Annotated in this window: 22 protein-coding genes; 9 read left to right on the top strand and 13 right to left on the bottom strand. The window is 72.0% G+C overall.

The window, feature by feature from the left end:
- Positions 1–37: 37 nt before the first annotated feature.
- The 6 genes from ABD194_RS16475 to ABD194_RS16450 form a co-directional block, all read right to left on the bottom strand.
- Complete coding sequence (locus ABD194_RS16475) at positions 38–547, bottom strand: DUF4383 domain-containing protein (protein ID WP_343993309.1); 510 nt, start codon at positions 545–547, stop codon at positions 38–40.
- 108 nt (positions 548–655) lie between these two features.
- A complete protein-coding gene (locus ABD194_RS16470; RefSeq protein WP_343993307.1) occupies positions 656–1,345 on the bottom strand; it encodes a DUF3618 domain-containing protein in 690 nt (229 codons plus the stop codon).
- Positions 1,342–1,941, bottom strand: coding sequence for a phage holin family protein (locus tag ABD194_RS16465; protein WP_425579997.1), 600 nt, complete (start codon positions 1,939–1,941; stop codon positions 1,342–1,344). The genes ABD194_RS16470 and ABD194_RS16465 overlap by 4 nt, the downstream gene beginning before the upstream one ends.
- A gap of 47 nt (positions 1,942–1,988) precedes the next feature.
- Positions 1,989–2,885 (bottom strand): hypothetical protein, encoded by an 897-nt coding sequence (locus ABD194_RS16460; RefSeq protein WP_343993305.1) that lies wholly within the window; start codon positions 2,883–2,885, stop codon positions 1,989–1,991.
- Positions 2,886–3,092: 207 nt separating this feature from the next.
- Positions 3,093–4,145: a glycosyltransferase family 2 protein gene (locus tag ABD194_RS16455; protein ID WP_343993303.1), complete on the bottom strand. Its 1,053-nt coding sequence runs from the start codon at positions 4,143–4,145 to the stop codon at positions 3,093–3,095.
- Positions 4,146–4,222: 77 nt separating this feature from the next.
- On the bottom strand, positions 4,223–5,284 hold the full coding sequence (locus ABD194_RS16450; protein WP_343993301.1) for an NAD-dependent epimerase/dehydratase family protein: 1,062 nt from the start codon (positions 5,282–5,284) through the stop codon (positions 4,223–4,225).
- 218 nt (positions 5,285–5,502) lie between these two features.
- Between ABD194_RS16450 and ABD194_RS16445 the strand changes: the two genes are divergently transcribed.
- A complete protein-coding gene (locus tag ABD194_RS16445; RefSeq protein WP_343993299.1) occupies positions 5,503–6,297 on the top strand; it encodes an SDR family oxidoreductase in 795 nt (264 codons plus the stop codon).
- A gap of 105 nt (positions 6,298–6,402) precedes the next feature.
- Here the strand turns inward: ABD194_RS16445 and ABD194_RS16440 are convergent, their stop codons facing one another.
- Both ABD194_RS16440 and ABD194_RS16435 read right to left on the bottom strand, forming a co-directional pair.
- A complete protein-coding gene (locus ABD194_RS16440) occupies positions 6,403–8,040 on the bottom strand; it encodes a RecQ family ATP-dependent DNA helicase (protein WP_343994189.1) in 1,638 nt (545 codons plus the stop codon).
- A gap of 58 nt (positions 8,041–8,098) precedes the next feature.
- Complete coding sequence (locus tag ABD194_RS16435; RefSeq protein ID WP_343993297.1) at positions 8,099–8,959, bottom strand: SDR family NAD(P)-dependent oxidoreductase; 861 nt, start codon at positions 8,957–8,959, stop codon at positions 8,099–8,101.
- 165 nt (positions 8,960–9,124) lie between these two features.
- Here ABD194_RS16435 and ABD194_RS16430 point away from each other — a divergent pair, with 165 nt between their 5' ends.
- From ABD194_RS16430 to ABD194_RS16420, 3 genes are all read left to right on the top strand, one after another.
- On the top strand, positions 9,125–9,622 hold the full coding sequence (locus tag ABD194_RS16430) for a hemerythrin domain-containing protein (RefSeq protein ID WP_343993295.1): 498 nt from the start codon (positions 9,125–9,127) through the stop codon (positions 9,620–9,622).
- Positions 9,623–9,676: 54 nt separating this feature from the next.
- Positions 9,677–10,273, top strand: coding sequence for a DUF2231 domain-containing protein (locus tag ABD194_RS16425; protein ID WP_343993293.1), 597 nt, complete (start codon positions 9,677–9,679; stop codon positions 10,271–10,273).
- Positions 10,274–10,447: 174 nt separating this feature from the next.
- A complete protein-coding gene (locus ABD194_RS16420; protein WP_343993291.1) occupies positions 10,448–12,637 on the top strand; it encodes a catalase in 2,190 nt (729 codons plus the stop codon).
- Between the two features lie 73 nt (positions 12,638–12,710).
- Here ABD194_RS16420 and ABD194_RS16415 read toward each other — a convergent pair whose 3' ends face one another.
- The 3 genes from ABD194_RS16415 to ABD194_RS16405 all read right to left on the bottom strand — a co-directional run bounded on the left by ABD194_RS16415 (position 12,711) and on the right by ABD194_RS16405 (position 14,407).
- Complete coding sequence (locus ABD194_RS16415) at positions 12,711–13,427, bottom strand: GPR1/FUN34/YaaH family transporter (protein WP_343993289.1); 717 nt, start codon at positions 13,425–13,427, stop codon at positions 12,711–12,713.
- A 214-nt stretch (positions 13,428–13,641) separates the two neighbouring features.
- Positions 13,642–13,953: a hypothetical protein gene (locus ABD194_RS16410; protein WP_343993287.1), complete on the bottom strand. Its 312-nt coding sequence runs from the start codon at positions 13,951–13,953 to the stop codon at positions 13,642–13,644.
- Positions 13,954–13,966: 13 nt separating this feature from the next.
- Positions 13,967–14,407, bottom strand: coding sequence for an Hsp20/alpha crystallin family protein (locus ABD194_RS16405; RefSeq protein ID WP_343994187.1), 441 nt, complete (start codon positions 14,405–14,407; stop codon positions 13,967–13,969).
- 156 nt (positions 14,408–14,563) lie between these two features.
- Between ABD194_RS16405 and ABD194_RS16400 the strand changes: the two genes are divergently transcribed.
- Positions 14,564–14,920, top strand: a complete 357-nt coding sequence (locus tag ABD194_RS16400) for a MerR family transcriptional regulator (protein WP_343993285.1) — start codon at positions 14,564–14,566, stop codon at positions 14,918–14,920.
- Here the strand turns inward: ABD194_RS16400 and ABD194_RS16395 are convergent.
- Complete coding sequence (locus ABD194_RS16395; RefSeq protein ID WP_343993283.1) at positions 14,886–16,175, bottom strand: cytochrome P450; 1,290 nt, start codon at positions 16,173–16,175, stop codon at positions 14,886–14,888. The genes ABD194_RS16400 and ABD194_RS16395 overlap by 35 nt on opposite strands.
- 164 nt (positions 16,176–16,339) lie before the next feature.
- On the opposite strand from ABD194_RS16395, the gene ABD194_RS16390 reads away from it, so the two are divergent.
- Positions 16,340–16,882 carry an SRPBCC family protein gene (locus ABD194_RS16390; protein ID WP_343993281.1) on the top strand — a complete coding sequence of 181 codons (543 nt, stop codon included), beginning with the start codon at positions 16,340–16,342 and terminating at the stop codon, positions 16,880–16,882.
- Positions 16,879–18,054 (top strand): zinc-dependent alcohol dehydrogenase, encoded by a 1,176-nt coding sequence (locus ABD194_RS16385; RefSeq protein ID WP_343993278.1) that lies wholly within the window; start codon positions 16,879–16,881, stop codon positions 18,052–18,054. Before ABD194_RS16390 ends, ABD194_RS16385 begins: the two co-directional genes overlap by 4 nt.
- A gap of 76 nt (positions 18,055–18,130) precedes the next feature.
- Here ABD194_RS16385 and ABD194_RS16380 read toward each other — a convergent pair whose 3' ends face one another.
- A complete protein-coding gene (locus ABD194_RS16380) occupies positions 18,131–19,033 on the bottom strand; it encodes an MBL fold metallo-hydrolase (protein ID WP_343993276.1) in 903 nt (300 codons plus the stop codon).
- Positions 19,034–19,240: 207 nt separating this feature from the next.
- Here ABD194_RS16380 and ABD194_RS16375 point away from each other — a divergent pair, with 207 nt between their 5' ends.
- Positions 19,241–19,987: a GAF and ANTAR domain-containing protein gene (locus ABD194_RS16375; RefSeq protein WP_343993274.1), complete on the top strand. Its 747-nt coding sequence runs from the start codon at positions 19,241–19,243 to the stop codon at positions 19,985–19,987.
- A 46-nt stretch (positions 19,988–20,033) separates the two neighbouring features.
- A complete protein-coding gene (locus ABD194_RS16370; protein ID WP_343993272.1) occupies positions 20,034–20,924 on the top strand; it encodes an SDR family oxidoreductase in 891 nt (296 codons plus the stop codon).

The raw sequence follows: 20,924 nt of genomic DNA, 5'->3' as shown, positions 1-20,924 counted from the left end.
CTGCTGCCGCCCCTCGCCGGGACGCGGCAGCCGATGGTCAGTGCGTGCCGGTCCCCCGGCCGCTGCGCGCGACGGTGGCGTCGTGCCCCGTCACACCATCGACGTGGCGACGACCGAGCAGCGCCCCCAGGGCGATCATGCCGACACCGAGGAGGAAGTGCAGCCAGTCGTCGGCCGAGTTGACCGGGACGAAGTTCGCTGCCGACTCCTTGTCGATGACGAGCCCGTAGAGCCACAGCACGAGGTAGATCGCGCCGCCGCCGATGAGGTAGCCGCGCGCCGCGCTCCACGTGCGAGCCGCGGCGACGCCCGCGATGCCGAAGAGCAGGTGCACGATGTTGTGCAGGATCGAGACCTCGAAGATGCCGAGCAGCTTGGCGTTCGAGTGGTGCCCGGCGAAGCTGAGGTCGCTGTAGTTCGAGGTGATCCCGGGGATGAAGCCGGCGATGCCGACGACAAGGAACACGATGCCGACGGCCATCGCGGCCTTCTGCACCGCAGTGCGTGTCGTGGCTCCGGTGTGCCCTGTCGAGGTGGAACCGTCCATGTGAGTGCCTTCCTGTGTGGGGTGTGCGCCGGCTGGGCCGGTGCGGCGAAGGGCCGGGCAACGTCGTCGCCCGACCCTTCGCTGGTGCTGGCTCGCCGAGGTGGCGGGTCAGCCCTGTGCCTGCTCCTTGACGGTCTGCGCCGAGTCGGTGGCGCTGTCGCGCACGTCGCTGGCCGCCTGCTGGCCCTCCTGCTTGACGTCCTGGGCGGCGGACTGGGCCGTCTCCTTGACGCTCTGGACCGCGTCCTGCGCGGGCTGCTTGAGGTGGTCGGCCGTCTCGCCGGCGACGTCCTTCACGACGCCCTGGGCCTGCTCGACAACCGGCTGGGCCTTCTCCTTGGCGGTCTGCGCGAGCTGGCGCTCCTTCTCGGAGGCGGGCAGCAGCGACCCGATGATCCAGCCGGCGCCCAGGGCGATCAGGCCTGCGGCCAGAGGGTTGCCCTTGGCCTTGGCCTGCACGGTCTGGCCGGCCTGTGACGCAGCGCCGCTCACGGTGTGGGCGACGTCGGAGGTCTTGTCCCCGACGCTGTGCGCCATGTCGCTCGTCGTGCCCGCGGCGCCGTGCGCGAGGTCGGAGGTCTTGCCACCGGCATCGGAGGCCGAACCCATGACGCGGTCACGTGCCGCGGAGAAGCGGCCCTTGACCTTCTGCGCCTGCCGGTGGGCCACCTGGCTCGGGCTGACCGACTCGCCGAGGGCGTTGACGTCCCGGCTGAGCTCCTCGCGCGTCCGCTCGATGTCGGCGCGGATCGCCTCCGGGTCGTTCGTGCTGGTCGTCGTGGGGTAGTTCGCAGTCATCGAATCTCCTCGTTTCCCTTCAGCGCGTCAGGGACCTTCTTGACGGTCTCCGTGGTGCGCGGCAGTCCCTGAATCTCCTTGGTGAGTCGTCGTCCTCGCGCGGCGAGCACGGCCGCGACGATGGCCCAGACCACCATCACGATCACGGCTGCCCAGCCCCGGCTGTCCAGCGCGCTGGAGAGGAACTCCCACACCGCGATCGACAGGAAGAGCAGCGTCATCCAGCCGGCGAGTGCGGCTCCGCCGAACATCCCGCCGGCCTTGCTGGCACGGGTCGCGGACTGCTTCGCCTCGGCCTTGGCCAGCTCCACCTCTTGGCGGATCAGCGTGCTGAAGTCGCGGCTGATGTCGCCCACGAGGTCGCCGAGGGAGGCGTGCTGCGCCTTCTCGTGCGAGCTCTCGTAGCCGGTCGTCGCGCCGGTCGTGGAGGCGCCGTATGCCGTGTCGCCCACGACATGCGCGCCGCCGTCGGCCTGCGCGTAGCCGGCCTGCGGGAAGCCGGCCTGCTGCGAGGAGACGGAGGGGTCTCCCGCGGCGTAGGCGTCGGCATACGGGTCGGTGGCGGGAGCGACACCCGACGTGGCCGGGTTTCCCATGCCTCCAACGGGTTCCGGTCCGGTTCCGCCCTGCGGCCAGGTGCTCATCAGCGCACCCCGCCCCGGCCTTCGGGGAAGGCCTCGTCGATCGGGTCGATCGGGTCGATCGGGTCATCGAGCGGGTCTGCCGTCACGCCACCGGTCATCGAGGTGACGGCGTGCGTGTCGCTGTCGCGGACTCCCACCGTGTACGGCTCGCTCCGGACCGGCGACTCCGACGGCGGGATGGCGCCCGCTGCGGAGGTCTCGGTCGCCATGGTGCCGTAGGTGCCACCCGCCCCGCCGGTGCTGGAGTAGCCGGCGGTGCCCGTGTAGGCGGCGCCGGTCTGGGCGCTGCCGTTGCTGCTGGAGCTGCCGTCGCTGGTGAGTCCGCGGGTCAGACGCCCGCCGACGACACCAAGCACGGCCGCACCGAGCAGGAATGCACCGGGCCGGCGCCTCGCGAGCGAGCGCAGCTCCTCGAGCATCTCGCCCGGCTGCCGGTTCTCGATCCAGTCGGCCACCGAGTGCGCGCGGTCGGCCACCTGGTTGACGGCCTGTCCCGCGATGCCCTGCTGCTCGGAGCTGGACCCCATCTGGCGCAGCTCGTCGGCGAGCGAGCGCACGCCCTGGGCGGCGCGCTGCCCCTGCGAGGAGGCCTGGTCGTCGAACTCGGCGCGCAGCTGCGTGTAGAGCTGGCGGACCTGGTTCGAGGCCTCGGCCGCGACGTCCTTGGCGCCGGAGGCGGCCGTCTGGGCAACCTGCTGCCCGCTGTCCTTCGCGTCGGAGGCCACCGACTTCGCCTCGGACGTGGCCTGGCCGGCCACGCCGGAAACCTTGCCGCCGGCCGTCCCCTGGGACTGGGACGTCGAACCCGCGGTGTAGTCGCCGGAGGCGGCTGTGGGCGAGGTCGTGCCGACCGTCAGGTCGTCCGGCACGGTCGTCTCATACGGTCGTTCGGTCATGGGTCTTGGTTCCTTCCATGGTGGCTAGTCCGGGCGCTGCCCCTTGCTCGAGCTGCCCGGTCGAGCTCGTGTTGCTGCATCTCGGGTACCCACCGGGACGCGAGCGCAAGCAGTTTCCTGACAATGGGAAAAAGTGCTTCGGAACGGGTACGTGGCTTGGTTCTGTCCACCGTTGCGCCCGTGTGGCGACCGGGCGCGGCCTGGCGCTCACCTCCTGGCCAGCCGCCGCCTCAGCTCGCGGGCCGAGTGGGCGGCGATGCGCAGTCGTCGCCCGTGGTAGGGCACTCCCCCGCCCGCCCGATGGCCCAGGGCGAGCCAGATGCAGACACCCCGCTCGAGCACCCAGACCGGGGCCCAGAGGGGCACCGAGGGCGGCACGTGCTGCGGCCCGATGCGGCGACGACCGTGCGCGGCCAGAAGCACCGCCGCCGTCGCCAGAACGCCCACAGGGCGTGGACCCCGCCTGGCTGCCAGGAGCAGCGTGGGCAGGATGGCGAGCTCGACCAGGAGTCGCTCCGGCTGCGCCAGGTCGTCATAGGCCTGACGGACCCGCTGGGACCAGAACTGCCTGGCGCTCGGGGGCTTTCGCCACACCGTCACGTCGGCGCGCGAGACCGCCCGGCCTCCGGCTGCCTCGACGGTGCGCCACAGCTCGAGGTTCTCGAAGAGGACGTCGGCGCTCCAGCCGCCCACCTCCAGGACGGTCGAGCGCCGAAGCGCGAAGGTCCCCGGCCAGTCGGACGCCAGCGCGATGTTGAGCAACGTCCGCGCGCAGTCCCACCGGGCGTGCCACGGCCAGGCGTCGAAGACGTTCACCGGTCTGACGAGGTCGGCCTCCCGCAGCGTGTCGACGAGCCGAGTGATGGAGCTGGGCGTGTGCCGGACGTCGTCGTCTGCCAGAACGATGCACTCGTTGCGCGCCGCGTGGATGCCGGTCAGGGCGCCGACGACCTTGCCGTTGAGCCACCGGTCCGCGCCGCCACCCGCGGCCGGTCCGGAGACCGTGCCGTCTCCCGCGGCGATCACGGCGTCGTCCGGTTCCAGGAGTCGGGCGAAGGTGCCCCAGGCCTCCTCGTGCTCCTGGCGTACGGCTGCCGCGCTCCCGTCGACCACGACGATCTCCTCGACCGCGTGCCGCAGCCCGTCGAGGTAGCGGCCCATCTCCTCCACCCGGTAGCTCTCTCCGGCGCCACCGGACCACTTGAGGGGGACCACGACGGTCGCGTCGATGCGTCCGGGGCGCAGGTCGGCTGTCGTCACGCCGCCCACGTTCCCGGGCGGGCCGCGCGCGAAACACGAGTTCGAGCAAGGTGATCGAGGCTGGGGACCATTGCCGTTCAGGTGAACCGGCGACGCGCCACACTCCCCTGCGCCACCGCCCGGCGCAGGCCGTCCAGGACGTGCCGCGACCGCAGGGCGGTGGTGCTGCCCTCGCCCGCCCCCTCCGTCATCCCCCTGACGACCTCCGCCAGCACCTGGTCTGCCCCGGACCGAGGACGCCACCCGAGGAGGTCGCGTGCCCGGCTGCTGTCGACCCACGGCGCCTGTAGGGCCATGTCGACCCATCCGGGGTCGAGCGGGCTCAGGTGCCCTCGCCAGGCGACAGCCGCGGCGGCGCGCACGACCTCCTGGCGGACGCGGACGGGTCTGGCCCTCAACGCGGCTGCGATGTCCCAGGACGACAGCACCGGATCGGAGGCGACGTTGAAGGCGCCGGCTGCCTCCTGCTCGAGGATGCGCACCACGACGTCGGCTACGTCGCCGGCGTGGATCATCTGGATGCCGAAGCGCTCGTCTACCGGGACCACCGGCACACCGCGCAGGGCCCACGCCGGCAAGACCGCGGGGGCGCCGCACCGCAGCATCATCCCGCCCGCCGCCCGCTGCCCCACGAGGGCGGGCCGCACGACGGCCACCCGGTCGCGGGCGCCTGCCGTCACCGCCGCGTCGGTCAGGGCACGCTCCGCCCGGACCTTCAGCTGGCTGTAGGTCGCTCCCGGGATGCCCTCACGTGCCCAGTCCTCACGGACGAAGCTGGGCGACCGCCGAGGGGAGTAGACCGCCACCGACGACAGGTGGACCAGGCGCGTGTGCGGCGTGCCCAGCACAGCGTGGGCGACGCGCTCCACGATGCCGACCGACGCTCGATGCAGATAGCCTCGCCGGCGCATCGGCTGGAAGGCCCAGGCGAGGTTGACGACCGCATCAGCCCACCCCACCAGGGCTTCCAGCTCCGGAGCGCACCCCTCCTCCGACAAGTCGAGGCTGGTCCACGTGACGGCGCCCGAGCCCCCGGGCGGCCGACGCGCGACCCCGTGGACGTCGTGGCCCCGACCGTCGAGTGCGCGCAGCACGGCGCTGCCGATGTTGCCCGTCGCTCCCGTCACGACGATCCTCATGTCCACCTCCGGTTCGCTCCTGCACGGCGATTACCCGATCCGGCGGCGGCGACCCCTCCGCACCGCGGGCGGCTGGCACCCGCGCCGCCACACGGCACACGGCATACGGGCCACGGGCCACGGGCCACGGGCCACGGGCCACGGGCCACGGCATACGGCATCGGTGAGCGAGCGAACGGGTAGGGGCCGGTCACAGACACCGACGAAGGAGATCGACCATGAGCGGAACGCTCCCCCGCATCGCCGTCGTGACCGGAGCCGACTCGGGCATCGGCCGCGCGACCGCCCTGCTGCTGGCCGCCGAGGGCTTCGACATCGGCCTGACCGTGCACGAGGACGAGGAGGGCGCCACTCGAACCGCCGCAGACGTCGAGGAGCGCGGGCAGCGCTGTGCCGTCGAGCGGTTCGAGGCGTCGTCCTCGTCCGCTGGGGAGACCGTCGACCGCCTCGCCGACCAGCTGGGCGGCATCGGTGTCCTCGTCAACGTGGCGGGGACCGGGCACTCCACCGCCGCCCTCGAGCTGGATCTCGCCGACTGGAACCACGTGCTCGCCACCGATCTCACCGGGCCGTTCCTGTCCGCCCGCCACGCCGCGCGTCGGATGGTCGCCCAGGGACGGGGCGGTCGCATCATCAACGTCACGAGCGTCCACGAGCACGTGCCGCGACTCGGCTCGGCGGCCTACTGCGCGGCCAAGGCCGGGCTCGGGATGCTGACCAAGGTGCTCGCCCTGGAGCTCGGCGAGCACGGCATCACCGTCAACGCGGTCGCGCCCGGCGAGATCGCCACCGAGATGACCGGCCAGGACGAGGAGGACGCCTGGCACACCTCGCGACCGGGCAACCCGCTCGGCCGTCCCGGCCACGTCAACGAGGTGGCCTCCGTGATCGGCTTCCTCGCCTCCCCGCGAGCCACCTACGTCACGGGCTGCTCCTACGCCGTCGACGGTGGCCTCATGCTGATGAGCGCCCACGGCCACGACGACGCGGACCCGAGCTGGCGCCAGCTCTGACGGGCGTCCCTTGAGGGGCGTCCCTTGAGGGACGTCCCTGACGGACGTCCCTGACGGGCGCCTCCGACGCACGCCCCTGGAGCGGGGTCACCACCGGCCCCGCTCCTACGACACGAGCGTGAGCAGGTCGTTGTCCTCGACGGCCTCCACCGAGAGGGTGCGGTAGCCGACCTCCTCGAACAGCACCGTGAGGCGGTCGTCCTCGACTGCCATGACCACGCCGGGCCCCCACTCCTGGTGGGTGACCGGTGCCTGGACGGTGAAGCGACCGCTGCGACGGGGGCGTGCTTCCGCGGTGCCGGCCTCGCACGTGTCGCAGTTGCCGCAAGGCTCGGCGAGGTGCTCTCCGAAGTAGCCGAGCAGGAACTGACGGCGGCAGCCGGTCGTGTCGGCGTAGCCGCCCATCATGGCCACGCGCGAGCGGATCAGCTCCTGGTGGGCCTCGGAGAGCGCGACGGCGTCATCGACCGCCTGCTGGGTGCTGACGTCGCGACGGTGCACGATGCGCCCGCGTCCCGCGGCCGACACGGCCCCGACCTGCTCGAGGAGGTTGACGGCGCGGGTGCAGCTGGCCCGTGAGGCGTCGAGCGACCGGGCGAGCTCGGTCAGCCGGACGGGTCCGGCCGCGTCGCGCAGGGCGCGCGAGACGTCCCGCAGCACCTGCTCGGGTGCCCGCACCGCCGTGAGGAAGGTCTGCAGGTGCAGGTCCTCACCGCGGTGGAAGAGCTCGGTCGCCGCCGGTTCCCCGTCGCGGCCGGCACGCCCGATCTGCTGATAGTAGGAGTCGAGCGACTCGGGCACAGCCGCGTGGAGCACGAAGCGGATGTCCGGCTTGTCGATCCCCATGCCGAAGGCCGACGTCGCCACCACCACGTCCACGTCGCCGTCACGGAAGGCCCGGTGCACCTCCTCGCGCCGGTCGGCGCGCAGCCCGGCGTGGTACGCCATGGCCGACACTCCCCGCTCCCCCAGCTCGGTCGCCAGCCGCTCGCTCTCGGCACGGCTGGCGGTGTAGACCAGGCCCCCGCCCTCGAAGCCCGGGGCGGTGACCAGCTCGGTGGCGCGCGACACGACGGCCTCGCGCCGCTCGTCGGCGTCGGTGCACCGCACCACGGCCAGCCGCAGGTTGGGCCGGTCGAAGCTGGTCACGGTCTCCTTGACGTCACGCAGGCCCAGCCGCGCCACGATGTCGTCGCGCACCGGCGGCGCCGCCGTGGCAGTGAGTGCCACCACAGGAGGGTGCCCCAGGCGTTCGAGCACAGGGCGCATACGCAGGTAGTCGGGCCTGAAGTCATGGCCCCAGGACGACACGCAGTGCGCTTCGTCGATGACGAAGAGAGCGACGCCGGCGGAACGCAGCCGCTCGACGACCTCCTCGTGGGCGAGCTGCTCGGGCGCCAGGAAGACGTAGCGGGCTTCGCCTGCCTCGACCGCATCCCAGGCCTGCGTGCGCTCGGCCGCCGACTGCGTGGAGTTGACGACAACGGCCGGAGGCGCGCCGGCCTGCGTGAGGGCCTCGACCTGGTCGTTCTGCAGGGCGAGCAGTGGTGACACCACGAGCGCGGGGCCGTCGAGCAGCAGCGCCGGTACCTGGTAGATGGCGGACTTGCCTGCGCCCGTGGGTAGCACGGCCAGGACGTCGTGCCCCTCGAGCACGTGCTCCATCGCCTCGAGCTGGTGCGCGTGCAGCTCGTCCCAGCCGAACGTCTCCTTGGCGGCGCGCTGCAGCCGCACGCTGTTCATCTCCGACACGGGCCTCACCTACCCCTTCGGGACGGCTTGGCCGTCCCCGTCGGCGCGATCACCCGCGCTGCTGCCCGCCGTCGTCGGGGTCGGTGCCCTTGACCTTGGAGAGTCTGGCGTGGACAGCGGCCTTGGCGGTCTCGGGCAGGCCCTTGAGCAGGCCGGCCTGCACCTTGTTGCGCCAGGCGTGGGCCACCACGTGGTCGTCCCCCCGGAGGAGGGCGTCGACGCCGTCACGGGCCACGTCGGCCGGGTCGTCCTTGGGCATGTCGTCGACAACCGTCCTCTGCGCCCCTGCTCGCTGGAAGAACTCGGTGTCGGTCGGACCGGGCATGAGCGCGGTCACGGTGACCCCGGTGCCGTCGAGCTCGTAGCGGATCGCCTCGGCGAACGAGAGCAGGAAGGCCTTGGAGGCGGCATACGTGGCGTACCACGGCCCCGGCATGGTGGCAGCGACCGAGGACGTCACGAGCACCGCACCCCGGCCCCGCCGCACCATCGCGGGCAGCAGGAACTTGGCGGCGTGCACGACGGAGGTGACGTTGAGCTCCACGAGCCGCAGGTCGTCCTCGAGCGGCGTGTCGACGAACGGCCCGGACACGCCGACGCCGGCGTTGAGGGCCAGCACGTCGACCGGCCGTCCCAGGGCCACCACACTCGTCACCAGCTGCTCGACGCCGGCGGTCGTGGCGAGGTCGGCGCGCACGGGCACGACCTCGCGCCCGCTCTCGCGCAGCGCGTCGGCGGCGTCGGTGATCGCCGGCTCGTCGGCGCACACCACGAGGTCGTGGCCACGACGGGCGAGCTCGGCTGCCAGCTGCAGCCCGATCCCGCTGGAGGCGCCGGTGACCACGGCGAGAGGCGCTGGAGACGTCGGCCCCTCGGCCCCGTCCGTGTCGGTCTGGATGGTCTCGCTCATGGGTGGTCCCTTCGTGCGTCTCCGGACTGCGCCCGTACCCACGGGGCGCCGGAGCGAACGGGCCAGCGGCTCGGTGACCGGGCCCGCGCCGCTGGGTACGAGCAGACCGGCGACCGGGGGTCGGTCGCCAACGCCGTGCTCTGAGACATCGAGAGAAGGAGTGTCATGTCGAACGACGCCATCGTCCTGCTCAAGGAGGACCACCAGGAGGTGCGCAAGCAGTTCCGTGCCTTCCGCAAGCAGGACCAGACGCCGGTGCAGAAGCAGGGCATCGTCGACACGATCCTCGAGCTGCTCACCGTCCACACCTACATCGAGAACGAGGTCATGTACCCACGGGTCCGCGACCTGCTGCCCGACCTCGAGGACGACGTGCTGGAGTCCTACGAGGAGCACCACGTCGCCGACGTCCTCTGCATGGAGCTGGCCGCCATGGACGCCACGGACGAGCGGTTCGATGCCAAGGTGACGGTGCTCATGGAGAACGTCGAGCACCACATGGAGGAGGAGGAGCAGGAGTGGTTCCCCAAGGTCCGTGAAGGCCTGGGCCGCAAGCAGCTCCAGGAGCTGGGAGAGGAGCTGCTCGAGGCGAAGAAGCGCGCCCCGCGCCGGCCCGAGCAGCCGAGCGCGATGAAGAAGGCCGTCGACGCCGTCGTCAAGTGATCGCCGTGTGACCGTGGGCGGCATCAGGGCGGCGCGACCGGGTACCTGTGGGGCATGGAACCGAACCCCACCACGTCCGTCGCGCCGCCCAGCGCCGCCTCCCGACTCCTCGAGCGCCTCGTCGAGGGCCGCGAGAGCCTGGACGCCCCGGCGGCGAGCCTGCAGCCCGCGGCCGAGGTCGCGCGCGGTCGCGGCCTCTGGCGCCGCATCGTCACCGGCGAGGTCCTCGGCCACGCCGCGCACCCCCTGATGACCGACCTGCCCATCGGCTTCTTCAGCTCCGCTGCCCTTCTCGACCTCGCCGGCGGGCTCGGCGCCCGGGGCGCGGCTCGCCGCCTCGTGGGAGCCGGCCTGCTCTCGGCGCCGGGGGCCGCGCTGACCGGGCTGGCCGAGTACGCCCCGCTGGGAAGGCGTCCCAAGCGGGTGGCTGCCACGCACGCCGTCCTCAACAGCGCCTCTCTCGGGCTGTATGCCGTCTCGTGGGCCCTGCGACCCCGGCGGCACCGAGCGGGGGTTGCCTTCGGGATGGCCGGCCTCGCGGTGTCCGGGCTCTCGGCGTACCTCGGTGGTCACCTGGCCATCGGCGAGAAGATCGGCACGACGGCTCCCGTCGAGGAGGCCGGCATCCCGCAGGTCGTCGACGCCCTCTGACGCATCGCCCTGACGGTCCTCTGAGGGCGCTCTGAGGGCGCTCTGACGCGGTGGCGGCGACCAGGAACAGGGACGTCGCCGCGCCGCGCCGGTCCACCGGCCAGGTTCCCGGTGTGTCGTCTCGCGGCTCCTCCCGGCGGGTACAGGTCCGGCACCCCACCGAAGGAGATCGCTGTGGAAGAGCCGCGGACGCCACCGTCCCTGACCGAGCCGACCGAAGCGCACGACCCCTACCCTCCGCAGCCGGACCAGGGTGCGCCGGAGACGGTCACCGCGACCGGGAAGCCGACCGGCGCCCCGAGCACCGCCCGCGCCCAGTCGGGTGCCTACCTCACGACGAGCCTGGGCGCGCGCCTGCGCGACACCGACCACTCGCTCAAGGCCGGCGAGCGCGGCCCGACCCTGCTTCAGGACCACCACCTGCGCGAGAAGATCACGCACTTCGACCACGAGCGCATCCCCGAGCGTGTGGTCCACGCCCGAGGCACCGGGGCGCACGGCGTGTTCCGCGGCTACGGCACGGCCTCGTCGGTCTCGGTCGCCGGGTTCCTCGCCGACGGCGTGGAGACGCCGGTCTTCGTGCGGTTCTCGACGGTGCTCGGCTCCCGCGGTTCGGCCGACACCGTGCGTGACACCCGGGGCTTCGCGGTGAAGTTCTACACCGACGAGGGCACGTTCGACCTCGTCGGCAACAACATGCCGGTCTTCTTCATCCAGGACGGCATCAAGTTTCCCGACGTCGTCCACGCGGCGAAGCCGCACCCGGACCGCGAGATCCCCCAGGCGCAGTCGGCGCACGACACCTTCTGGGACTTCGTCTCGCTGCACACCGAGGCGCAGCACCACACGATGTGGAACATGTCCGACCGCGGCATCCAGGCCTCGCTGCGGATGATGGAGGGCTTCGGCGTCCACACCTTCCGGCTCGTCGACGCCGAGGGCGGCTCGACGCTGGTGAAGTTCCACTGGAAGCCCAAGGCCGGCGTGCACTCGCTGGTCTGGGAGGAGGCGCAGCTGGCGGCCGGCGGAGATCCCGACTTCCACCGGCGCGACCTCGCCGACTCCATCGAGGCCGGCAACCTCCCCCAGTGGGAGCTCGGGATCCAGACCTTCCCCGACACCCCCGAGCAGATGTTCGAGGGTATCGACCTGCTCGACCCGACCAAGCTCGTCCCCGAGGAGCTGGCGCCGGTGCAGCCGGTGGGCCTGCTGACGCTGACGGCCAACCCGACGAACTTCTTCTCGGAGACCGAGCAGGTCGCCTTCCACGTGGGCAACCTCGTGCCGGGTATCGACGTCACCAACGACTCGTTGCTGCAGGCGAGGCTCTTCTCCTACGTCGACACGCAGTTGACCCGCCTGGGCGGGCCCAACTTCAACCAGATCCCGATCAACCGGCCGCAGGCGCCCGTCAACGACATGCTCCGCGACGGCTTCCACCAGCACGCCGTGCCCAGCGGCGTCGCTCCCTACAAGCCGAACTCCCTCGACGGTGGCTGCCCGTTCCACGCCGGGGCGAGCGAGCGGCCCTTCGTCGAGGTCCCGGCGGTGGTGCAGGAGAGCGCGAAGGTGCGCGCCCAGGCCCGCTCGTTCGACGACCACTTCTCGCAGGCGCGGCTCTTCTACCGCTCCATGAGCCCGGTCGAGCAGGACCACATCAAGAGCGCGTACGCGTTCGAGCTGGCCAAGTGCTACGAGCAGGTCATCCGCGAGCGGCAGCTGCAGTGCCTGGCCAACATCGACGAAGGCCTGTGCGTCTCCGTGGCCGCCGCGCTGGGGATGTCGGCCCCCTCTCCGACGATCGAGGTCGCGGACGTCGAGCCGAGTCCCGCGCTGTCGCAGGTCGGCACGCCCTACCCCGCGACCGGTCGCAAGGTGGGCATCGTGGTCGACGACTCCACCGACCCGGAGGCTGCGGCGGCCGTCGTCACAGCCGTCACGGCATACGGCCTCATGCCGTTCGTGATCGCCCCCAGCGGCGGCACGGTGGGCGAGCTGGTCGTCGCCCGCACGTACGCGACGGCTCGGTCCTTCGAGTTCGACGCGCTCGTGGTCCTGGGCGCAGCGCCCGGCGCCGATGCCGTGCCCGGACTCGACGCCCGGGCGGGGCAGCCGACTCAGGGGGCGGCGCCAGTCGACCCCCGCATCGCGGTGATGGTGGCCGAGATGTGGCGCCACTGCAAGGCGCTCGGCGCCTTCGACGACACCGGGCGCGACGCCCTCACCGCGGCCGGAGTGCCGGAGTCCGGCGCCGGAGTGGTCACCGGGGCCGACGCGAGCACACCGGCGGACCTGCTCGGTGAGGTGACCGAACTGCTCACACTGCACCGGGTCTGGGACCGCTTCACTCCCGCCAGCGCCTGACGCCGGAACGCTCGAGCGCCCGCTCCTCCTCCGGGAGCGGGCGCTCGGTCGTGCAGGTTGGGAGACCCAGCGGCTAGAGCTGTTTGCGGACGCCGGCCTCGTGCACGAGCGACGCCAGCTCGGCCTCGGGGTCGCCCGTCATCGTGTCGACGCCCGCGCCGCGTCGACCGACAGGCAGGACCGTGCGGTGGCGGACGTCCTCCACCTCGAAGGCCAGCCCCGCGTAGGCCGCGATGAGGCCGAGGACCACGCCCACCCAGCCGGCGGCGGTCAGCCAGCCGGACGAGCCGGTCATCTGACCTACACCCGTCACCGCGAAGCGCAGCGCGCTGACGCCCATGACGAGCAACCCCGCGAGCTTCCCGGTGGCTGCAACGGTGGGCACGCACATCGCAACGGCCGAGCACAACAGGAAGACTCCGAGGGCCGGCGAGGTCGCGCCGGGCGGTGAGGTCAGCATCGCGAAGCCGACACCCGCCCACGTCCCGGCCAGGATGCCCATCCCGGTGCCGGCCACCGGGTCCCGAGCCAGGAACCCCAGCACACAGGCGACGAGCTGGAGCGGCACCGTGAGGGCGAGCACCCCGATCGCGACGACGCGACCCTGCTCGGGAGCGACCACGTGCAGCTGCAGCATCGCGAGCCCGGTCGTGGCGACCATGAGGGCCAGGAACCCCAGCGGCAGAGGATTGCCCAGGGGCCGCACGACCACGCGCGCGGCGGGTGATGCCAAGAGGTCCGTGCGGATGGTCGTCTGGGCGGCATGCGGACTGCGTTCGTCGGTGGTCACGGATGTCCTCCTCGTCGGTTCAGACCTCGCGGTGCGGACCGGAGCGGTCCCACCGTCTGCTTACCCCCGCTCCCGCCGCCTGACCCGGGGGTGGCTCGCGGGTCCGAGGGCCGGCGACGGCATACGCGAGGGCTCCTCGGGTGGCACGAACCCACCCGAGGAGCCGAGGCGAGGACTGTTCGTGACGAGACCTGTACGGGCACCTCCTCTTCGGTCAGTGGACGGCGTGGCGCCACGGCGGCCTTCGTCGTCGCGGAGGCGACCGCTCCCGACCGGTCGCCTGCGGCCTCACCCCCGGCGTCGGTGACTCTCGCCGGCCCGAGCCCCTCGGGGGCGCCTCGCCGGCGGCGCGGTCACCGTGCGGGTTCCCGGCCGCCGACGGCGTGACCGGTGGTGGTCCGAGCCCCGCGACGATCTCCTCGAACTCGGCGTCGAGCAGCTCCTGGTCGGCGCAGACGAGCGCGAGGAACTCGCTGTCGACGTCCGAGACGACAAGGCCCTCCGGGTCCTGTCCTGCCCTGACCACGGCTGCTCCCCGGTCAGGCCGTGATGGCCTGCCGGTCCTGCTTGTGCTCGATCTCGATCCTGCGGGACTTCGCACGCTCGGCGACGGGGATCGACAACGAGAGCACGCCGGCGTCGTAGGTGGCCTGGATCTGCTCGGTGTCGAGGCTGTCGCCGAGCACGAGCTGCCGGCTGAAGACGCCCCGCGGCCGCTCGGCCGCGATCAGCTCCGCGTCGCTGGCGCGAGCCGGCCGTTCGGCCCTCACCGTGACGACGTTGCGCTCGACGTCGAGATCGATGGACGCCGGGTCGACCCCGGGCAGGTCCAGCTCGACGTGGAATTCGTCCCCGTCGCGCCAGGCGTCCAGCGGCATGGCCGAAGGCCTGGCCAGGGTGCCGGTCGCTCCCAGCGCCAGCTGGGCCATTCGGTCCAGCTCCCGGAAGGGGTCACGGAAAGGGTCGGTGCGCATCAGCATCGTCGTCACCTCCATGTCATTCACGGATGCTCCTGGTGGCCACGACCGCACCCCGCGATCTGTGGCATGCGCTATAGATTTCTTGTAGCACCGATGACAAGCTGGTGCAAGAGGAACGGCCCGAGGAGCTTCGGGCAGCCACGGAAGGACCCACCGATGAGCAGCAGGCCCGCGCCGCCCTCCGACCAGGGGGTCTACGGCATCACGGTCGCCGCCGGGCTCGTCGGCATGGAGGTGCAGAGCCTGCGGCTCTACGAGTCGCGCGGTCTGCTCAAGCCGGACCGCACGTCCGGCGGGACGCGACGCTACAGCGCCGACGACCTGACGCGGCTGCGCCGCATCGCCGACCTGATCGCCGAGGGGGTCAACCTGGCGGGCATCCGTATGCTGCTCGAGCTGCAGGACGAGAACCGCCGGCTCCGCGGACAGCTGGACCAGAAGGGCCCCCAGCAGATCCCCCGGTCGGTCGACCGGCAGGTCAGCCGACCGACGGCTGCGCGTCGACCGCGATGACGACGCCCGAACGCGGCAGGGCCGGGATGCGACCCCACGACCACCCGAGGTCCTGACCACGGACGAGCCGGCCGTCCAGCTCCGCGAGGCGGGCGCAGGTCAGCGCCAGGAGTCCCACTGCGACGAGCTCCCCGGGACACCGGTGGCCGCTCTCGGGGCGTCCGCCTCCCTGCGGGACGAACGGGGCACTCCACTCCGCGCCGGTCCCGAGGAAGCGCTCGGGCTCGAAGGTGCTGGGCTCGGGCCACTCCTGCGGGTCGTGGTTGGTGGCCATCACGTCGAGCAGCACCCGGCGGCCGGCGGGGATGGGACACCGCTCGAACTCGGTGTCCCTCGTGGCGACGGCTGCCAGGGCTGGGACGAACGGGTAGACCCGACGCACCTCGTGGGCGAAGGCGGTCGCGAGCGGTCCACCCACGGCGCTCCCCCGCTCCGCCACCTCGTCGGCCAGGCGCCGGCGCCACTCCGGGGCCTCGGCCAGCGCCACGGCCCCGAAGGCGGCGAAGCGGGCCACGGCCACCGTCGGGCGCAGCACGTTGAGCAGCTCGACGCCCGCGGTGTGCACGTCGAGCAGCTCGCCGTCCGTCCCACGCTGGGCCGCGACGCGCGCGAGCACCGAGCCCTCCGGCGCGGCGCGCCGGCCCGACCTCGTCTCGCGGACCAGCGCGGCAGCCCAGCGGTCGCAGACCACCCGCCGGCGCCAGGCCGCGACGTACGGCATGACCGGCGTCGCGAAGCCGTCGACGATGACGGCGAGGTCGTCGGCGCGGCGCGCCTCCACCTCCGGCGGCACCTCGATACCCGCCCAGCGGATCACGGCCCGCCCGTAGACCTCGGTCGCTGTCGGATAGACGACGCCGCCGCCCCGACGGCGCCACTCCTGCAGTGCCTCCACCATCAGGCCGTCGGCCAGCTCGAGCAGCTCGTCCACCCGCTCCCGGTCCATCAGCGCGTCGACGAACATCCTCTTGCGGGTCCGGTGTTCCTCCCCGTCCAGGCCGTGCACGGCGCCCCGGCCGAAGAGCGGCCGGGCGATGGCCTGCGGCATGGCGCCCTCGCGGCGCATCCGGGTCGAGTCGTAGAACAGCCGGACTCCGTCGGCCCCGCCCACCACGGTGGCCGGCCGTCCGAGCAGGCGGACGGTGACGGCATACCTGGGTCGTTGCGCGGCCGCGGCGGAGCTGCGCTCGCGGCGGGCGCGCGCCGTGAACACGTAGCCGTCTCGCAGCAGGTCGACCGTCTGGTCGAGCCACATGGGAACCTCCCTCGTCTCTCCCTGTCCGGGTCACGCCCCCTCTACCCGCTGGTCGGGGCGTCAACCGCCGACGAAGGGTGGCGACTGACGGGCGCTGCCGCTGGGTAGGCGACACGGCAGTGGCGGCGCACCGCTGCCGCCAACCACCACCCGAAGGAGGATGCATGGAACTGCTGGCAAGCACGACCATCCGCGCGGATGCTGCGCGCGTCTACGGCTTCTGGCGCGACTTCACCAACCTTGCCCGCGTGATGGCGCACCTGGAGAAGGTCACCGTCACCGGGGAGCGCACGTCGCACTGGACCGCGTCGGCCCCGTTCGGGCAGAGCGTCGAGTGGGACGCGGAGATCACCGAGGACGTGCCGAACGAGCGGATCGCCTGGTCGTCCGTCGGCAAGACGCACGTGCCGAACCAGGGCAAGGTGTGGTTCGGCGCCGCCCCCGACGGGGAGAGCACCGAGGTGCACGTGCTCATCGCCTACGACCTGCCCGCAGGCGCGATCGGCAAGGCGGCCGCGACGTACTTCGGCGAGGAGCCGAACCAGCAGCTCGACGACGACCTGCGCCGCTTCAAGCAGGTCATGGAGACCGGTGACATCGTCCGTTCGGACGGGGCGCCCTACGGCAAGCGGGCGCGCGAGGAGTTCCCACAGCGGCCGGCGCAACCCCTTTCCGTCGAGGAGCGCGAGGAGGTGCTCGCATCATGAGGGCGGTGTGCTGGACGGGTCGCAACTCCGTCGAGGTCCGAGACGTCCCCGAACCGTCGATCCTCAGCGGGCGCGACGCCATCGTGCGCGTCACGTCGACGGCCATCTGCGGGTCCGACCTGCACCTCGTCGACGGCTACGTCCCGTCGATGGAGAACGGCGACGTGCTCGGCCACGAGTTCATGGGTGAGGTCGTCGAGGTCGGCCCCGACATCGCACCCGACACCCTCAAGGTCGGCGACCGCGTCGTCGTGCCCTTCCCGATCGCCTGCGGCGGCTGCGCCTCGTGCGCGGCCGGGCTCTTCTCCTGCTGTGAGAACAGCAACCCCAACGCGGCCATCGCCGAGAAGCTCTACGGCCACCCGATCGCCGGAATCTTCGGCTACTCGCACCTCGCCGGAGGCTATGCCGGCGGGCAGGCCGAGTACGTCCGCGTCCCGTTCGCCGACGTGGGACCGCTCAAGATCGAGTCCGACCTGACGGACGAGCAGGTGCTCTTCCTCACCGACATCCTGCCGACCGGCTACATGGGCGCCGAGATGTGCGAGATCGAGTCCAAGGACGTCGTCGCGGTGTGGGGCGCCGGCCCGGTCGGGCAGCTCGCCATGGACAGCGCGCGCATGCTCGGCGCGCACGAGGTCATCGCCATCGACCGCGAGCCCTACCGCCTCGAGATGGCGGCCGCCGCCGGCCACACGACGATCAACTTCGACGAGGTCGACGTGCGGGACCGCCTGATGGACCTGACCGCCGGGCGCGGACCCGACAAGTGCATCGACGCGGTGGGGCTCGAGGCGACGCACGGCGCCACCCACCTCAACGCGTACGACCGCGCCAAGCAGGCCGTGCGCCTCGAGACCGACCGGCCGCACGCGCTGCGCCAGGCGATCGTGGCCTGCCGCAGCGGCGGCACCGTCTCGGTCGTCGGCGTCTACGGCGGCTTCATCGACAAGTTCCCGGTGGGCTCGTGGATGAACCGGTCCATCACGCTGCGCACGGGTCAGGCGCACGTGCACCGTTACCTCGAGCCGCTGCTGCGGCGCATCGAGTCAGGAGACCTGGACCCGACGCGCATCATCACGCACCACCTGCCGCTCGAGGAGGCCGTGCACGGCTACGAGATCTTCAAGGAGAAGCAGGACGGCTGCGAGAAGGTGATCCTCAAGCCCTGAGGACCTCCTTGCGGCCCACTCGCCGAGGAGCCCCCGGTCCGACTGGACCGGGGGCTCCCTTCGGAAATGGGTCCTGTCAGGTGCCGGTGGCCGGCCGCAGCTCGGCCCGCTCACCGGGCTTGACGACCCGGATGCCGGAGTGACCGGCCTGGCGCGCCTTGGCGACGAAATCGTCCAGCGGAGAACGGAAGACGCCGTAGTCGGAGTGGTGCACCGGGACCGTCTGGCCGGGCTGGATGCGGCCGAGGAAGTCCACGCCCTGGTCGGCGTCCATCGTCACCGTGTGGAACAGCACCCGAGTGCCGCCCAGGTGCACGACGGCGGTGTCGATGTCGGGGAACCGGCGGCGTACGGCGTCGAGGTGGTCACCCGTCAGGGTGTCGCCGCTGACGTAGACGCGGTGCTGGACCCGGTCACCGATCCGGTGCTCGATGACCGAACCCATGACCGGCGGCAGCAGCGCACCCATCATCCCGCGGGCATGGATGCCGGGCACGGCGGTCACCGTGAGCGACTCACCACCGTCCCCGAGCACGTGCTGCTGCCAGTCGGTGAGGGGCTGCGTGTCGAAGCCCCACGAGTCGAGGCGCCGGGCTGCCTCGGGCGTCGTCAGGACCGGTGGCCGCCGGTCCAGACCGCGGCGGGCGACGCGGTCGAAGTGGTCTCCGTGCAGGTGCGAGAGGACCACGGCGTCGAGCTTCGGCAGGTCCTGGATCTCGAGGGCCGGGTCGGTCAGGCGCCGCGACCACAGTCCCTTGCCGAGATAGGCCCGCTGGCCCCGGTGCAGGAAGTTGGGGTCGGTGAGGATCGTGAACGAGCCCAGCTCGAGGACGGTCGTGGCGGTCCCGATGAAGGTCAGGGCCGCGGTCGTCCATGGTTGCCCGTCGGGGCCGGGCACCTGACCCAGCGCCTGGGTGCGCCCCTGGCCGCCGACCTGGACAGGGTTCGTCGTGGCGCTCGGATCTCGTTCGGCGGGCATCTGCCACCCCTTCCTCGCGGGCTCACGCGCAGGCGGTCGGCCCGCGCTCCCGGTTCCTACCCCCCTTCCCCGCCCGCCGGCACTGAAACCTCGCCAGGCGCGCGCCGCGCGACCGCCCGACCACTCGACCGCGGAGGCGGGGGTATGCGTGCCGCCCGTGGGTATGGAACCCGGAGTCGACCCACGAACAGCGAGGGAGCCACCGAGATGGACTCCGACACCACCCGCCACGACCGGCCCGCCGCCTACCTGCGGCACGTCGCGGAGGACTTCGAGGGACTCGGCGAACAGCTGAGCACGTCGCCACAGGCCAACCCCTTCGAGGCCGTCACCCGGCTCGCGGTGCAGCGTGTGCCGAGCGCGCGAGCGGCCAGCGTGACGACCGTTCGGCACGACCACTTCGTCACCGCGGGCTGCAGCAACGATCTGGGACGGCGTGCGGACGCCATCCAGTACGAGCTCGGATCGGGCCCGTGCCTCGACGCGATCGTCGAGCAGACCCTCTACCAGCCGAAGGATCTTGCCGCCGACGAGAGGTGGCCGGAGTTCGGCCGGCGCGTCGTGGCCGAGCTGGGGATCCACAGCATGCTGTCCTTCCGGATGAAGGTCGAGGGTTCCGGGGTCATCGCAGGCCTCAACTTCTACGCGGACGCGGCCGACGCCTTCGACGAACACGACCTGTCCGAAGGGCTGCTGCTGACGACCCATGCCGCGCAGGTGGTGGCCGCCGCCCACCTGCGCGACCGCGCCGAGAACCTGGAGCGGGCGCTGCAGTCCAACCGGGACATCGGCACGGCCGTCGGTGTCCTCATCGCCCAGCACAAGCTCACCCGCGACCAGGCGTTCGACCTGCTGCGGATCGCGAGCCAGAACACCAACCGGAAGCTGCACGACGTGGCCCTCGACGTCATCGACACGGGCACCGTCGACGTGGTCCCCCACGGACGCGCGTAGCGCCGCCCCCACTGCCAGACCCAACAGGAGACAGGAAGGACTGACCGTGTCAGACCAGACCACGCCGCAGGACCCCAGCGACCAGTACGCCCAGCCCGAGGACGCCGAGACCATCGCGCACCCCGGGCTGACCGAGGACATGGACACCCAGCCGGACCACGGCGAGCAGTCCTACGAGGGCTCCAACCGCCTCTCCGGCAAGAAGGCCGTGATCACCGGCGGCGACTCCGGCATCGGTCGCGCCGTCGCCATCGCCTTCGCCCGCGAGGGCGCCGACGTGCTCATCGCGTGCCTGCCCGACGAGAAGGAGGACGCCGAGGAGACCCGTCGCCTCGTCGAGGAGGCCGGCCGGCGCGGCGTCGTCTGTCTCACGGACCTCACGCAGGAGGCGGAGTGCAACCGGGTGGTCGACGAGGCCGTCGAGCAGCTGGGCGGGCTGGACATCCTCGTCAACAACGCGGCATACCAGATGGCCCAGCCGGGCGGCCTCGAGGACATCACGACCGAGCAGCTCGACCGGGTCATGAAGACGAACCTCTACGCCATGTTCTGGCTCACCCGGCGCGCGCTCCCGCACCTCGGGAAGGGAGCCACGATCATCAACACCTCGTCCATCCAGTCGCGCCAGCCCTCCCCCGAGCTGCTCGACTACGCGACGACGAAGGCGGGCATCGTCGCCTTCACCCAGGGCCTCGCGCAGTCGGTGGCCGAGCGCGGCATCCGGGTCAACGCCGTCGCCCCGGGCCCCATCTGGACGCCGCTCATCCCGGCGACGATGCCCGAGGGCAAGGTCGAGGGGTTCGGCGAGCAGACGCCGCTCGGCCGCGCCGGGCAGCCGGCGGAGCTCGCCCCCGCCTACGTGTTCCTCGCCTCGCAGGAGTCGAGCTACGTCACGGGAGAGGTCATCGGCGTGACCGGGGGGAACCCTCTCACCTGA

Origin of the sequence: Terrabacter terrae, from assembly GCF_039529575.1 — a bacterium.
Lineage (GTDB): Bacteria > Actinomycetota > Actinomycetes > Actinomycetales > Dermatophilaceae > Terrabacter > Terrabacter terrae.
Note: the sequence above shows the minus strand (reverse complement) of the source record. Positions and strands in the feature narration are given on the sequence as shown.

Coding starts and splice junctions, on each gene's coding strand:
- ABD194_RS16475 (WP_343993309.1), bottom strand. CDS start 547: ATGGACGGTTCCACCTCGACAGGGCACACCGGAGCCACGACACGCACT.
- ABD194_RS16470 (WP_343993307.1), bottom strand. CDS start 1,345: ATGACTGCGAACTACCCCACGACGACCAGCACGAACGACCCGGAGGCG.
- ABD194_RS16465 (WP_425579997.1), bottom strand. CDS start 1,941: ATGGGAAACCCGGCCACGTCGGGTGTCGCTCCCGCCACCGACCCGTAT.
- ABD194_RS16460 (WP_343993305.1), bottom strand. CDS start 2,885: ATGACCGAACGACCGTATGAGACGACCGTGCCGGACGACCTGACGGTC.
- ABD194_RS16450 (WP_343993301.1), bottom strand. CDS start 5,284: ATGAGGATCGTCGTGACGGGAGCGACGGGCAACATCGGCAGCGCCGTG.
- ABD194_RS16445 (WP_343993299.1), top strand. CDS start 5,503: ATGAGCGGAACGCTCCCCCGCATCGCCGTCGTGACCGGAGCCGACTCG.
- ABD194_RS16440 (WP_343994189.1), bottom strand. CDS start 8,040: ATGAACAGCGTGCGGCTGCAGCGCGCCGCCAAGGAGACGTTCGGCTGG.
- ABD194_RS16435 (WP_343993297.1), bottom strand. CDS start 8,959: ATGAGCGAGACCATCCAGACCGACACGGACGGGGCCGAGGGGCCGACG.
- ABD194_RS16430 (WP_343993295.1), top strand. CDS start 9,125: ATGTCGAACGACGCCATCGTCCTGCTCAAGGAGGACCACCAGGAGGTG.
- ABD194_RS16425 (WP_343993293.1), top strand. CDS start 9,677: ATGGAACCGAACCCCACCACGTCCGTCGCGCCGCCCAGCGCCGCCTCC.
- ABD194_RS16405 (WP_343994187.1), bottom strand. CDS start 14,407: ATGCTGATGCGCACCGACCCTTTCCGTGACCCCTTCCGGGAGCTGGAC.
- ABD194_RS16400 (WP_343993285.1), top strand. CDS start 14,564: ATGAGCAGCAGGCCCGCGCCGCCCTCCGACCAGGGGGTCTACGGCATC.
- ABD194_RS16395 (WP_343993283.1), bottom strand. CDS start 16,175: ATGTGGCTCGACCAGACGGTCGACCTGCTGCGAGACGGCTACGTGTTC.
- ABD194_RS16390 (WP_343993281.1), top strand. CDS start 16,340: ATGGAACTGCTGGCAAGCACGACCATCCGCGCGGATGCTGCGCGCGTC.
- ABD194_RS16385 (WP_343993278.1), top strand. CDS start 16,879: ATGAGGGCGGTGTGCTGGACGGGTCGCAACTCCGTCGAGGTCCGAGAC.
- ABD194_RS16380 (WP_343993276.1), bottom strand. CDS start 19,033: ATGCCCGCCGAACGAGATCCGAGCGCCACGACGAACCCTGTCCAGGTC.
- ABD194_RS16375 (WP_343993274.1), top strand. CDS start 19,241: ATGGACTCCGACACCACCCGCCACGACCGGCCCGCCGCCTACCTGCGG.